The following is a 13,110-nucleotide window of genomic DNA, read 5'->3' as shown; positions in this document are numbered from 1 at the left end:
GGGCTAAGGTTCCAGCTTGTTTTTTACGCCAAGCAGGGAGAAGATCCATGGTGGTTTCGCTGGAAAAAATCGGGAAGTCATTTTTAAAAGATCAGACCTTTGCCTTTGATTTTGACGGGGTTGTGGCAGATACCATGAGTCTGTTTGCCGCCATTGGCAGGGACGAGTTCGGATTATCGGATCTTTATCCTGAAAAGATAACGGATTATGACCTGAGCCGGTGTCTGGATGTGGATATGGATACGCTTATTCAGATTATCACCCGTGTGGTAAGTGCGGACTACAATCACCGCCTTGGGGCCATGCCCGGAGCTAAAGATATTCTTAACAAACTTGCAGAAAAAAGCGGTCCCCTGCTTTTTGTTACGGCTCGGCCCGATGGAGAATCCGTGAAATGCTGGCTGAAGGACACTCTGAATATGGGTGAGGATATCTGTGAGGTTATTGCCACTGGAAGCTTTGATGCCAAGGCGGAAATTCTGCAGAGCCGGGGAAAAAAGCTTTTTGTGGAAGACAGGCTGGAGACCTGTTTTCATCTGAAAGAGGCTGGCATAGAGCCGGTTCTCTTTGTTCAGCCCTGGAACCGCAGACCCCACTCCTTTCATGAGGTCAGGGGCTGGTCGGATCTGGCGGATTTTTTTGGTGTATGATCATGGAAGATGAATTTTTGCGGGATATACTGCCTTTTTTTCTGGAAAGCCTGAAGGCAGAGCGCAATGCCAGTATGCATACCCTCAGTGCCTATGAAGGGGATATTTCTGATTTTCTGGATGTTCTGGAAAAAAAAAGAAAAGCCCCCCTTGCCATTGCCGAGCTGGATAAGGACATGGTACGGCTCTGGCTGGCCGATCTTTTCAGGAGAAAGATGGCCAGAACCACCATAGGCAGAAGGCTTTCGGCCCTGCGCAGTTTCTGCAGCTGGCTGATCCGGCAGAATCTGCGTGAAACGGACCCGACCGCAGGGATTGCCACACCGAAAACCGAAAAGCATCTTCCCCGCTGGCTGACGGTGGATGAAACCTTTCGGCTGCTGGACAGTCTTCCTGCCTCGGACTGGAAGGATCTGCGTAACCGGGCTCTTTTTGAAACCCTTTACAGTACAGGCTTGAGGGTTTCGGAGCTGGCCGGTCTGGATGCTTCGGATATAGACAGGGAACGTGAACTGGTGCGGGTTCGCTCCGGTAAGGGAGAAAAAGACAGGCTGGTGCCTCTGGGAGTTCCTGCACTGAAGGCCCTTGAAAACTACAGGGAAGCCCTTTCTGGCATGGCTGCTTTCCGGCTGCTCAATGATGATAAGGGGGCTTTATTCCGGAATACCCGTATGGGAAGGCTTGGTGTACGCAGTATCCGCACTATTCTGGAAAAGGCGGCCCGCACTACGGGCCTGGCAGTGAGGGTTTCTCCCCATGATATCCGCCACAGTTTTGCCACACACATGCTGGATGGTGGTGCGGATCTCAGATCCGTGCAGGAACTTTTAGGCCATGAAAGCCTTTCCACAACCCAGCGATATACCCACATGACCCTTGACAGGATGATGGCGGTTTATGACAAGGCCCATCCCAGAAGCGGTACAAAGGAATGACTATGGAAACTTTTCACGGCACAACCATTATCGCCGTATGCAGGGACAATAAAACCGTTGTGGCCGGAGACGGTCAGGTCACCCTTGGCAGCGCTGTGGTCAAACACGGTGCCCGTAAGGTCCGGCGTATTTATAAAAATAAAATAGTTGTCGGCTTTGCCGGAGCCACTGCCGATGCCCTCACCCTTTCTGAAAAACTGGAGGCCAAGCTGGAAGCCTTTGGCGGCAATCTCACAAGGGCGGCGGTTGAGCTGGCCCGGGACTGGCGTACGGACCGTATGCTGCGCCGCCTGGAGGCCATGATGATTGCTGCTTCCGATGAGAATATTTATCTTCTTTCCGGTACAGGGGATATCATTGAGCCGGACAGCGGTGTCATTGCCATCGGTTCCGGGTCCGTAGCGGCTCAGGCAGCCGGAGAAGCCCTTTTTCGGCATACGGATAAAAGTGCCAGAGAGATTGCAGAAGGAGCCATGGAGATTGCATCCGGCCTTTGCGTCTATACCAACTCCCAGTTCACCATAGAGGAGATCGGATGAACGAAATTGCCCTCACAGAAGAAAAAAATCCTGCCATCACCGACACAGACAACCTGACACCGGCACGCATCGTTGAGGCGCTGGATGCCTATATCATTGGCCAGAAGGCAGCCAAGCGTTCCGTAGCCATTGCCATGCGCAACCGCTGGCGCAGGCAGCAGGTTCCCGAACACTTAAGGGATGAGATAGCACCTAAAAATATTATTCTCATCGGCCCTACCGGTGTGGGTAAAACAGAAATTTCCCGCAGGCTGGCCAAGCTTGCGGATGCACCCTTTATCAAGGTGGAGGCTTCCAAGTTTACGGAGGTTGGCTATGTGGGCCGTGACGTTGAATCCATGATCCGGGATCTGACGGAAATTGGCGTTTCCATGGTCAAGGTAAAGGAAGAAGAAGCCGTGGCAGAAAAGGCCCTGAGCCTTGCCGAAGACCGGGTTCTTGATGCTCTCCTGCCGCCGGGACGCACCTCCAGTCCTGTACTGGACGGCAGCATTGATATGGTTGGTTCCGGTGACGCTGGCAGTACCCGTGAAAAGCTGCGTACACTTCTGCGCAAGGGGAAGCTCGATAAGCGGGAGGTGGAAATTGAAATGACCGAAAAGCCCAAGGGCATGGTCATGGATATGTTTTCCGGTACAGGCATGGAAGATGTGGGTAATAATTTCAGGGACATGATGGCAGCTTTCATTCCCAAGCAGACCCGCCGCAGGAAAATGACTGTGAAAGAGGCACTTGAGACCATGGCCACGGAAGAGGCCCAGCGCCTTGTGGATATGGAAAGGGTGGGCCGCTCAGCTGTCAGCCTTGTGGAAAATTCCGGTATTGTGTTTCTGGATGAAATCGATAAAGTTGCTGCCCGCAGTGGCGGAAAGGGACCGGATGTATCCCGTGAAGGTGTACAGAGGGATCTTCTTCCCATAGTGGAAGGAAGCACCGTCACTACAAAGTATGGGCCGGTAAAAACCGATCACATTCTTTTCATCGCAGCGGGTGCCTTTCACATCTGCAGGCCTTCGGATCTCATTCCCGAACTGCAGGGGCGTTTCCCCATACGGGTTACTCTGGACAGTCTTGAGAAGGAAGATTTTATCCGTATTCTCACGGAACCCCAGAACCGGCTTCCTTTGCAGTATGCTGCCCTTCTGGAGACGGAAGGTCTTTCCCTTGAGTTTACGGAAGATGCCATTGAAGAGATTGCTGCCATAGCAGAGGACGTGAACCGAAGAACAGAAAATATCGGAGCCCGCAGGCTGCATACCCTGATGGAACGCCTTCTGGAAGATCCGCTTTTTGATGGTCCCGATGTCAAGGAAAAGAATATCTTTGTAGATGCTGTCTATGTGCGGGAAAAACTATCTGAGCTGAAATCCGATGAGGATCTGAGCCGATTCATTCTCTGATTTATTCTTAGTATTGCTGAATAATTTATTCGATACCTTAAATGTTTGCGGAAAAAATACCATGCCATCACAGAACGTAGCCGATATTCTCATTGAGGCCCTGCCCTATATCCGCCAGTTTGCCGGAAGCACCATTGTTGTGAAATATGGTGGCCATGCCATGGTGGACGAGCAGCTTAAAATGGATTTTGCCAGAGATATAACCCTCCTTAAATACATAGGTATCAATCCTGTGGTGGTGCATGGCGGTGGTCCCCAGATCAATGAAGTCATGGACCGCATGGGTATAAAAACCCAGTTTGTGCGGGGCATGCGCCTTACGGATGCCGATACCATGGATGTGGTGGAAATGGTTCTGGGCGGTAAGGTCAATAAGTCCATTGTGGCCCAGATTGCCCAGGCAGGGGGACGGGCCGTGGGGATTACGGGCAAGGACGGAGGCATGGTCTCTGCACGGAAAATGACCATCATGAAGGAGGGAGTAGGGGACGCACCTCCTGAAATCATTGATCCGGGTCTTGTGGGAGAAGTGACCCATGTAAATCCGGATATTCTGAAAACCCTCACGGACAGAGGCTTTATCCCTGTGGTGGCACCAGTTGGCGTTGGAGAAAACGGAGAAACCTACAATATCAATGCCGATGTGGTGGCCTGCCGCATTGCAGCGGCTCTGGGGGCTTTCCGGCTGATTCTTCTCACCGATGTGGATGGTGTGCTGGACAGGGATAAAAAGCTGATCCATTCCATTGATACGGGTGAAGTTCGGCGTATGATCAGCGATGAAAGCATTGTGGGCGGGATGATTCCCAAGCTTGAGTATGCCCTTTCCGCCCTTTCCGGTGGTGTGGGCAAATGTCATATCATCAATGGAACCCGGCGGCATTCTCTGCTGCTGGAACTGTTTACGGACCAGGGAATTGGAACGGAAGTGCTTCTATGACGGATAATCTGCAACAAAGGGCCGATGCGGTCATGGCCCACACCTATGCCCGCTACCCCCTGACCCTTATGAAGGGGAAGGGAACACGGCTCTGGGATGAAACGGGCCGTGAATATATTGATTTCATCAGCGGCATTGCCGTTTGCAGCCTTGGCCACAGCCATCCTGCTCTGGTAAAGGCCATGGCAGCACAGGCAGCAGAGCTTGTGCATGTGTCCAACCTTTTTTATACAGAGCCTCAGGTGAAGCTGGCCGAATGGCTGACCGCCAGAAGCTTTGCCGACAAGGTTTTTTTCTGTAATTCCGGTGCAGAGGCCAACGAGGCCGCCATCAAGCTGGCCCGCAGATATGGCCACCAGCACAAAGGGGCAGACTGCCACCGCATCATTGCCATGGATAAATCCTTCCACGGCCGCACCATGGCCACCCTTTCGGCTACAGGTCAGGAAAAAATCCGGGAGGGTTTTGCCCCTGTCCTTGAAGGTTTTGACCATGTGCCCTATGGCGACCTCACAAGCCTTGAAAAGATGATCACGGATCATACCTGCGCCATTATGCTGGAACCTGTTCAGGGAGAAGGCGGGGTGCGCGTACCCGAGACTGGCTATCTTGAGGCTGTTCGCCGCATCTGTGATGAAATGGGGCTTCTTCTGATATTTGATGAAATCCAGACGGGTATCGGCCGTACGGGAACTCTCTTTGCCTATGAGCACAGCGGTGTCAGACCAGATATCATGACCCTTGCCAAAGCCCTTGGCAATGGTCTTCCCATTGGTGCCATGCTGGCAGAAAACAGGGTGATGGCAAGCTTCACGCCCGGTTCCCATGCCAGTACCTTTGGAGGTACACCCCTTGTGACTGCCGGTGCGCTGGCTGTGCTGGAGACGCTTGAACAGGAAAATCTTGTGCAGCGCTGTTTTGAGACGGGGCAGTATTTTAAGAAAAAACTGGAAGGTCTTCTTTCCTTAGCCGTGGCAAAGGAGGTCCGGGGGCTGGGTCTTCTTTTGGGTATTGAGCTTACCTGTGAGGGAACGCCTCTGGTGAAAGCCATGATGGAAAAAGGATTTATCATCAATTGCGTGCAGGGCAACACCCTTCGTTTTGCACCGCCCTTTATCATTACAAGGGAAGAAATTGATGAAATGATTGAGGCTCTGGCGGAGCTGCTGTCCGGGCTTTGATATTTCAATATTTTTTAATATACGGCAGCATTTTTTCCACTGTGCTGCTTTTCTAGGGAGGAACAGGACTGGTGAAAAAGGATCTGCTGCATCTTGGAGAACTGAGCCGGGAAGATTTCCGCATGCTCATGGACAGGGCTTTGGAAATGAAGGCCCGCAGGCGTCTGGGTATCGTTGACAGACCCTTTGCGGGTAAGGTTATGGGGATGGTCTTTGACAAGGCTTCCACCCGGACAAGGGTTTCCTTTGAATCCGCTTGGGCCCGTCTGGGGGGGCATCCCATGTTCCTGTCCACCGGAGCCACACAGATGAGCAGATCCGAGCCGGTGAAAGATACGGCAAGGGTTCTGTCCCGCTATATAGATGTTCTGGTGATCCGTACCTATGCTCAGGATCTCATTGAAGAGTTTGCCAAATGGTCTTCCATTCCCGTGATAAACGCCCTGAGTGACCGATTTCATCCCTGCCAGATCTTAAGCGATCTGCTGACGGTGGTGGAGCTTAAGGGTGGCTTTGATAAACTTAAAGATCTGAAATTTGCCTGGGTGGGAGACGGAAACAATGTGGCCCAGTCATGGATCAATGCCGCAGGTGTTCTGGGCTTTTCTCTGATGCTGGCCTGCCCTGAGGGCTATGATCCGGATGGGGATGTGCTTGCGCTGGCGGAAGAAAGATCCCCCGGCCGGGTGAAGGTGGTACGAAGCCCCGAGGAGGCCATGGCGGGTGCGGATGTCGTTTATACGGATGTCTGGGCCAGCATGGGGCAGGAAGAAGAGCAGAAAAAACGGGAAAATGATTTTAAAGGCTTCTGTGTGGATGAGGCCCGCATGAAACTGGCGGCAAAGGATGCCCTTGTGCTGCATTGTCTGCCTGCCCACAGGGGTGAGGAAATAACGGATGGTGTTATGGAATCCCATCCTGAGCTATGGGATCAGGCGGAAAACAAGATGCACATGCATGCTGCTCTGCTGGATTGCCTGGTAAATAAATAAAGATAATTTCATGAACCATCAGGCATCCAAGGGGCCTGTATCCGATGGGGGAGAAACAATTTATGAGTGGTGTTAAAAAGGTGGTACTTGCCTATTCCGGTGGTCTGGATACTTCCGTTATCCTCAAATGGCTTATAGAAAGCTATGAATGTGAAGTCATCGCATTTTCTGCCGATGTGGGGCAGGAAGAAGAACTGGATTTCATTGAGCCGAAGGCTCTGAAAACCGGTGCATCCAAGGTCTACATAGATGATCTGCGGGAAGAGTTTGTACGGGATTATGTTTTTCCTGCATTCAGGGCCAATGCCATGTATGAAGGGGAGTATCTTCTGGGAACTTCCCTGGCCCGGCCCCTCATTGCCAAGCGGCAGATGGAAATTGCCAAGCTGGAAGGGGCGGATGCCGTCAGTCACGGAGCCACGGGTAAGGGCAATGATCAGGTGCGCTTTGAGTTGAGCTATTTCTCCATTGATCCCCACATCCGTATTATTGCTCCCTGGCGGGAATGGGATCTCACATCCCGCACGGCCCTCATGGCCTTTGCCGCAAAGCATGATATCTCTGTGCCCAACACCCCTAAAAAACCCTACAGCACAGACCGTAACATGCTGCACATCAGCTATGAAGGCGGTGTGCTGGAAGACCCATGGCAGGAAGCCACGGATGAGATGTACACCATGAGCGTGGCTCCGGAAAAAGCACCGGATACCCCTGAAATCATAGAAATCACCTTCCGTGCCGGAAACCCCGTTGCAGTCAATGGCGAGGAGCTTAGCCCCGCCCGTATGCTGAAAACCCTGAATACCCTTGGTGGACGCAACGGTATTGGCCGCATTGACCTTGTGGAAAACCGCTTTGTAGGCATGAAGTCCAGAGGCGTTTATGAAACACCCGGCGGCACTGTACTGCGCAAGGCCCACATGGCCATGGAATCCATCACCATGGACAGGGAGGTGGCCCATCTGCGTGACAGCCTCATCCCCAAATATGCGGAGCTGGTTTATAACGGCTTCTGGTTCTCTCCGGAAATGCGTCTTTTACAGCACATGATTGACGAAACCCAGACCGTGGTAAATGGTGTGGTGCGTCTCAAACTTTACAAAGGTCAATGCTATGTGCTGGGCCGGAAGTCCGATAACTCCATCTACTCCGAAGCCTTTGCCACCTTTGAAGATGACCGCGTTTACCAGCAGCGGGATGCGGAAGGCTTTATCCGGCTCAACGCCCTGCGCCTTCGTATTCAGCGGCTGATGCAGAAATAAGGAAAAATAATCATGGCGGAAAAATTATGGGACGGGCGTTTTGATATCCCCACGGATAAGAGCGTGGAGCGCTTTACCTCGTCCATTGCCACGGATTCCCGCATGTTCCGGGAAGATATAGAAGGCTCCATTGCCCATTCCCGCATGCTGGTTTCTGCGGGTATTCTTTCTTCCGATGAAGCCGATGCCATTGAAAAGGGCTTAAGGGAAATTGAAAAGGACATTGCAGAGGGTCGTTTTGTGCACGATGACAGTCTTGAAGACATTCACATGCACATCGAGTCGGCCCTTACGGGAAAAATTGGGGATACGGCAAGAAAACTCCATACGGCCCGCAGCCGTAACGATCAGGTGGCACTGGATGTCAGACTCTGGCTGCGCAGGGAAACAGAAGAGATCATAACAGGGCTGCATACCCTGCGCAGGGCCTTTGTGGATCTGGCCGAAGCCCATATGGGAGTACCCATGCCGGGATACACCCATCTGCAACGGGCACAGCCCGTGCTTTTTTCCCACCACATGATGGCCTATTATGAGATGTTCACAAGGGATGCGGAACGACTCAAAGATGCCCTGAAGCGCATCAATGTTCTGCCCCTGGGAGCTGCCGCACTGGCAGGAACTCCCCATCCCATAGACCGGGAAATGACCCGCAGTCTTCTGAATTTCCCGGCGGTTTCCGCCAACAGCATGGATACGGTGGCGGACCGTGATTTTGTGGCGGAGTTTCTCGCCTGTGCCTCCATCTGCATGATGCATTTTTCAAGGATTTCCGAAGAACTGATTTTATGGTCATCTTCGGAATTCGCCTTTATTCAGCTTTCCGATGCCTTCACAACCGGCTCTTCCATCATGCCCCAGAAAAAAAATCCTGATATTCCTGAATTGGTGAGGGGCAAGACGGGCAGGGTTTACGGGCATCTGATGAATATTCTCACCCTCATGAAATCCCTGCCCATGGCCTATAACCGGGATATGCAGGAGGACAAGTTCCCCCTCTTTGACGGTGTGGATACCCTGAAGTCAGTTGTGGATATTTATATCCGCATGTTGCCCAACATGAAGGTGCTGGCCGACCGGATGCGGTCTTCCTGCGAAAAGGGCTTTCTCAATGCAACGGACATGGCGGATTACCTTGTGGAGAAGGGGCTGCCCTTCAGAAAATGCCACAGCGTTGTGGGCAAAGCTGTGGCATACGCCCTTTCCCTTGGAAAGGAATTGCAGGATCTTAGCTTAGAAGAGTTGAAGGGTTTTTCTGAGCTTGTGGAAGAAGATCTTTTTGAGGCTCTTTCCGTAGAAAGTATGATAAACCGCAGAAAATCTGCCGGGGGTACGGCCACGGAAAATGTACAAAAGGCTGTGAATATTGCCAGAGAGGTTCTGGCGCAGGAGCGGGTGTAAGATAAGGCGCAGGCTTTAAAATGGCCGGATTCTCGCTGTTTGAAGATGGGGCTGCGCTGACTGGAGATGTGTTTGGTAGGTTTCTGGTAATTGTCCGCAGTAAAACAGTTCTTGACCCTGCTTCTTGCCTGACTGAAGGCAGAAGCAGGGGGCTTTCCGGGAGATTCAGCTTCAAAGAAGGCTTTTTTTAAAAAAGATCAAAAGATGCGGGTGGGAATCCAGCAGGCTAGATAGTAGGTTTAGGAGAAGGTCTCATTGGTATAGAGGTGTTATAATTCAAACTTGGTATCAAACTAAGGAAGTCAGATGAGTGACAAAGTAAGCTATGGTAGTGTAAGTCTAGTTCGCCAAGGTGATTATAGGTTTTACTCATTTACTATGCCGAGTGACGTGCTTGCAGAAACATGTTTCGTTGTGAATCGCGATGAAGACCCTATTGAAGGTTTTCAACGAGAATTGGATAAAAAAAGAGCGGCCGAAATAGCTAATTACATTGATTCAGGATTAGGGACAATACCTAGTTCAATTGTCTTATCAGCTCAAGAAGACTCTGATTTTTATTATGATTCAAAGAGGAAGTCCGTAAGTTTTTTGAGCATTAATAAGGCGTTTTTAATCATAGATGGACAGCATCGAGTTTACGGGTTTAAGCTCGCAAAAACGGCTCTCAGAATACCTGTTGTAGTTTATGAAAATTTATCTAAACGTGATGAATCTAGGCTATTTATCGATATCAATTCAAAGCAGAAAGGCGTGCCTACCGAGCTTCTCCTAGATATAAAGAAAATGGCCGAGTATGAGAATGATACTGAGCAATATCTCAGAGAGCTATTCGATACATTTTCGACGGAAAATGACAGTGTCCTATATAACAGGCTGTCAGCATCGAAGAGAGAAAAGGGGAAGATAACACGTTCGGTGTTTAACACTGCCGTAAAGCCATTAGTGAAAGTATTTGGAAACAAGAATTCAGACGAAATATATGAAATATTTAATTCTTATTTGATTGCTTTCAATGAAGGAGTTTTAGTCCCCCATAAGTTAGAGGAGCAAGCGTTTAATACAACTGTCTTTAAAGCAATTTCGGGTTTTTTTCCAATAATTACTGCGAGAGTAAAAGACAGATTCGGAGCAATTTACTCAGTAGATAATTATTATGAGTTTACGGAAATTACTGGTCAAAGAATTAAACCGGCCAAGCTTGCAACCCCTACTAATGCTTATAAGCCGATCGTAGATCACCTAGAGGAGTCATTAAAACAGGAGTTTACTCTTTAAATGATTCCTGAGATAAAAATAATTCACCAGCTTTCGTTGAATGAAATATTTGAAGTGAAATTATTAACGGAATCTGACCTGAAGGCATGGGTTGCAAATGGTCACTATTTAGTTTCCGAGTGTCTAGAGCCATCCACAAAAAATCGAGCAACTGAATTTGAGTTACAGTTTCAGCAATCAGAAATCTTACATGCATCTTTAGCAAACGATTGTAATAGATTTGCTCAAGCGGCGATTGAATCTATATGGAGTGTGGGAAAGATTAATAAATTGCCAAAGAGTACGGGATGGGCAGCTGTTCAAATGTATTATTCTGCTTTTTTTGCGGCTCATGCTCTATTGCGAATTTATGGATTGGCATGTAGTCAATTGGAGGGGGATTATGTTGATAAAGTATTTCAAATTGCGAGTGTAACGGAGCTAGATGGCGGTGTTTCTAGTATAGAAAATGGATTCTATTTTTCATCAATTTTGAATAATAAAATTAAGTTCAACAAACTAAAAGACTCACATGCTGATACGTGGTTGTCATTTTCAAAGTTGCTTATATGGTTGATTGATAATATTTCAAATACTACCGGACTTGGAAAGCATAAGTCGGATGCATTAACTTTGATTTCAAATATTAAAGCGGCTTTACATATGTCTGGTGCCGCAAAAGGAAATTGGCCATCTCAAATTCGAAATAAAGTTAATTATCAGCACACCCACGGTGTTTGGTATCCTTATAAAGGAGCTCTTCATGATCATGATATAGTGTTGAGAAATACTGAATGGCTAAAAAGTCCAGTTTCTTTTGACTTGGGTGGGAAGAACAATGATATTTTAACTCTATATAATGTGAGTAATTCAATTGTATCATTAATGTACCATCTTATGAATTATGGTTACGAGCGCGCAGGAAAAGTTTCTTTACCTTTAAGTAAAGGAATATTTCGTCTAATAAATCAGATACGGGCGGCATAATACTAACAAATAAGGATAGATCGTGTGAGGGACGAACCACGATCTTATCCGACGTTGAACCAGCCCGTAGCGGCATCCCCGACAGGTTTCTATTATAAGAAAATAGCATTTTTTGGAAGCGGTGTATCCGGAGGTAGTCTGGAAGGAAGAATTTTTTGAGGACGCAGAGGGGCAAGGCCTTTTACAAGGCTTAAAAAAAGCACTGTATTTTCATAGCTTTGCCACCTCCACGATTCAGTTAATGCCTGGTTATTACCAATGAATCCTTTTCATCTGGGTCTCAGAAGAAAAAACAGAACCTCCATGGGAGCCTTGCAGCGAGGACAGCTGAAAGAAGCCCTTGGGACAGGAGTCATACTCTCAAGCTGGACACGCAGGACATATTGAACGAGTGAAAGCAGCTTTTTGGCTTTGCTATGAAGAAATCCATAGTCCCTGATCCTTCGAAAGCCCTTGGGCAGGACATGCTTAACAAGCTAAAGGGGTCAGACCCCAATGGCACTGAATTTAACATTTAACGTCCCAATTTTTCATAATTTCAAGTCTTTTTTCATCTCTTGGTTTATTGAGCCTTGGAAATTTTTTAGGCCTTTTTTTACGTTCACGAGGTTCTATTCGGCCGGGCCTGTTACCTACACGCTGTTGTGCTATCAGCTTWAAAAATGCAAAAARCTGCTCTTTACTCCATAAATGAATCGACTCCATGGYATTAAGCCAAAGTTCGACTGTGTGCTTGAAACTTAGCTTACGAGGTTGGGTACCACTACTATGTGCTGCCTGTGCCATCACAAGCCTTATAAAATTATATGCCAGCATGTACACCCAAAATTCTTTTTTAATCATTTCAGGGCTTTTACACCTGAATTCATCCATGCCCATAATCGTTTTTATTGCACGTATATCAAGTTCGATATGCCACCTTGATCTATACAATTTTGACAGTTCTTCCTTTGGGTACTTATTGGAGCACAGTAGTGTTGTGACCAATATTTTTCCACCGSATTTAAACTCCCGTATAGTTAAAGATTCCGGTGCAGTATCATAGTGTTCCTGTGTCATCCAGTCAGGTTTTCTGGGTTTTTTAAGAATGATTATATGATCCCGGTTCCCATTTTTTTTGCCAATCCTGAAATCCGTACTCTGTTTTCTTGCGCCATACTGCTCCATAAGAATATCTGAACCACGCAATTTTATATCGGCAACACAAAAATAAGATGAAAAATATGCGTCACCAATCAAAATGTCGCCGGGATTAATATTGTTGTCATATAAAGATCTTAGCATCGACTGTTCGTCGCTGCCTTTACCTTTTATTGGCCCGATACACGCATCTTGCATGGCACCGGTGGAAAGGCTTGTAATACCGACAATACGACATTGTGGAAAACCCAGCCCTTCTTTTTGGCTGCTTGGCTGCGGGTATTCAGCTTGATTTTCTTTTGTGTCTGGGCATTGTGCCGTTGTACCATCCACAGCTTTTACACAACGACCGTTCCAAAGCCATTGTTCAGGAACTTCTTCTTCGATAAAATCACTGATTATGTATGTAAGTGTCCTCATTAAATC

General features: G+C 48.4%; 12 protein-coding genes and 1 pseudogene. 11 read left to right on the top strand and 2 right to left on the bottom strand.

The window, feature by feature from the left end; genetic code table 11:
* Positions 1-47 precede the first annotated feature (47 nt).
* From FIM25_RS13690 to FIM25_RS13640, 11 genes are all read left to right on the top strand, one after another.
* Positions 48-650, top strand: a complete 603-nt coding sequence (locus FIM25_RS13690; RefSeq protein ID WP_139450370.1) for a 5' nucleotidase, NT5C type — start codon at positions 48-50, stop codon at positions 648-650.
* Entirely contained in the window at positions 647-1,585 is a 939-nt protein-coding gene (locus FIM25_RS13685; protein ID WP_246052210.1) for a tyrosine recombinase XerC, read from the top strand. The genes FIM25_RS13690 and FIM25_RS13685 overlap by 4 nt, the downstream gene beginning before the upstream one ends.
* A complete protein-coding gene (hslV, locus tag FIM25_RS13680; protein ID WP_281279334.1) occupies positions 1,582-2,124 on the top strand; it encodes an ATP-dependent protease subunit HslV in 543 nt (180 codons plus the stop codon). The genes FIM25_RS13685 and hslV overlap by 4 nt, the downstream gene beginning before the upstream one ends.
* The gene (gene hslU / locus FIM25_RS13675; RefSeq protein WP_139450364.1) at positions 2,121-3,524 is read left to right on the top strand and encodes an ATP-dependent protease ATPase subunit HslU; all 1,404 of its coding nucleotides are present in this window, start codon (positions 2,121-2,123) and stop codon (positions 3,522-3,524) included. The genes hslV and hslU overlap by 4 nt, the downstream gene beginning before the upstream one ends.
* 61 nt (positions 3,525-3,585) lie before the next feature.
* The gene (argB, locus tag FIM25_RS13670) at positions 3,586-4,464 is read left to right on the top strand and encodes an acetylglutamate kinase (protein ID WP_139450362.1); all 879 of its coding nucleotides are present in this window, start codon (positions 3,586-3,588) and stop codon (positions 4,462-4,464) included.
* Positions 4,461-5,645 (top strand): acetylornithine transaminase, encoded by a 1,185-nt coding sequence (locus tag FIM25_RS13665; protein WP_139450360.1) that lies wholly within the window; start codon positions 4,461-4,463, stop codon positions 5,643-5,645. Before argB ends, FIM25_RS13665 begins: the two co-directional genes overlap by 4 nt.
* 71 nt (positions 5,646-5,716) lie before the next feature.
* A complete protein-coding gene (gene argF / locus FIM25_RS13660) occupies positions 5,717-6,637 on the top strand; it encodes an ornithine carbamoyltransferase (RefSeq protein WP_139450358.1) in 921 nt (306 codons plus the stop codon).
* Between the two features lie 62 nt (positions 6,638-6,699).
* The gene (locus FIM25_RS13655) at positions 6,700-7,899 is read left to right on the top strand and encodes an argininosuccinate synthase (protein ID WP_139450356.1); all 1,200 of its coding nucleotides are present in this window, start codon (positions 6,700-6,702) and stop codon (positions 7,897-7,899) included.
* Between the two features lie 12 nt (positions 7,900-7,911).
* The gene (gene argH, locus FIM25_RS13650) at positions 7,912-9,300 is read left to right on the top strand and encodes an argininosuccinate lyase (RefSeq protein WP_139450354.1); all 1,389 of its coding nucleotides are present in this window, start codon (positions 7,912-7,914) and stop codon (positions 9,298-9,300) included.
* 306 nt (positions 9,301-9,606) lie between these two features.
* Positions 9,607-10,578: a DGQHR domain-containing protein gene (locus FIM25_RS13645; RefSeq protein WP_139450352.1), complete on the top strand. Its 972-nt coding sequence runs from the start codon at positions 9,607-9,609 to the stop codon at positions 10,576-10,578.
* Complete coding sequence (locus FIM25_RS13640; protein ID WP_139450350.1) at positions 10,579-11,544, top strand: hypothetical protein; 966 nt, start codon at positions 10,579-10,581, stop codon at positions 11,542-11,544.
* Between the two features lie 269 nt (positions 11,545-11,813).
* On the opposite strand, the pseudogene FIM25_RS17920 reads toward FIM25_RS13640, so the two are convergent.
* Both FIM25_RS17920 and FIM25_RS13635 read right to left on the bottom strand, forming a co-directional pair.
* Positions 11,814-12,020 (bottom strand): annotated as a pseudogene (locus FIM25_RS17920) (transposase); the annotation flags it as partial.
* A 31-nt stretch (positions 12,021-12,051) separates the two neighbouring features.
* Positions 12,052-13,110: IS4 family transposase (locus FIM25_RS13635; RefSeq protein ID WP_139450348.1), on the bottom strand; the 1,059-nt coding region annotated here is incomplete at its 5' end.

The organism is Desulfobotulus mexicanus (assembly GCF_006175995.1).
GTDB lineage: Bacteria > Desulfobacterota > Desulfobacteria > Desulfobacterales > ASO4-4 > Desulfobotulus > Desulfobotulus mexicanus.
The sequence above is the reverse complement of the archived record's forward strand: the minus strand, read 5'-3'. Positions and strand labels throughout refer to the sequence as shown.

Excerpts from the sequence above, each read along its gene's own strand:
- FIM25_RS13640 (WP_139450350.1), top strand. The coding sequence starts at position 10,579 with ATGATTCCTGAGATAAAAATAATTCACCAGCTTTCGTTGAATGAAATA.
- hslU (WP_139450364.1), top strand. The coding sequence starts at position 2,121 with ATGAACGAAATTGCCCTCACAGAAGAAAAAAATCCTGCCATCACCGAC.
- FIM25_RS13685 (WP_246052210.1), top strand. The coding sequence starts at position 647 with ATGATCATGGAAGATGAATTTTTGCGGGATATACTGCCTTTTTTTCTG.
- hslV (WP_281279334.1), top strand. The coding sequence starts at position 1,582 with ATGACTATGGAAACTTTTCACGGCACAACCATTATCGCCGTATGCAGG.
- FIM25_RS13655 (WP_139450356.1), top strand. The coding sequence starts at position 6,700 with ATGAGTGGTGTTAAAAAGGTGGTACTTGCCTATTCCGGTGGTCTGGAT.
- FIM25_RS13665 (WP_139450360.1), top strand. The coding sequence starts at position 4,461 with ATGACGGATAATCTGCAACAAAGGGCCGATGCGGTCATGGCCCACACC.
- FIM25_RS13645 (WP_139450352.1), top strand. The coding sequence starts at position 9,607 with ATGAGTGACAAAGTAAGCTATGGTAGTGTAAGTCTAGTTCGCCAAGGT.
- argH (WP_139450354.1), top strand. The coding sequence starts at position 7,912 with ATGGCGGAAAAATTATGGGACGGGCGTTTTGATATCCCCACGGATAAG.
- argB (WP_139450362.1), top strand. The coding sequence starts at position 3,586 with ATGCCATCACAGAACGTAGCCGATATTCTCATTGAGGCCCTGCCCTAT.
- FIM25_RS13690 (WP_139450370.1), top strand. The coding sequence starts at position 48 with ATGGTGGTTTCGCTGGAAAAAATCGGGAAGTCATTTTTAAAAGATCAG.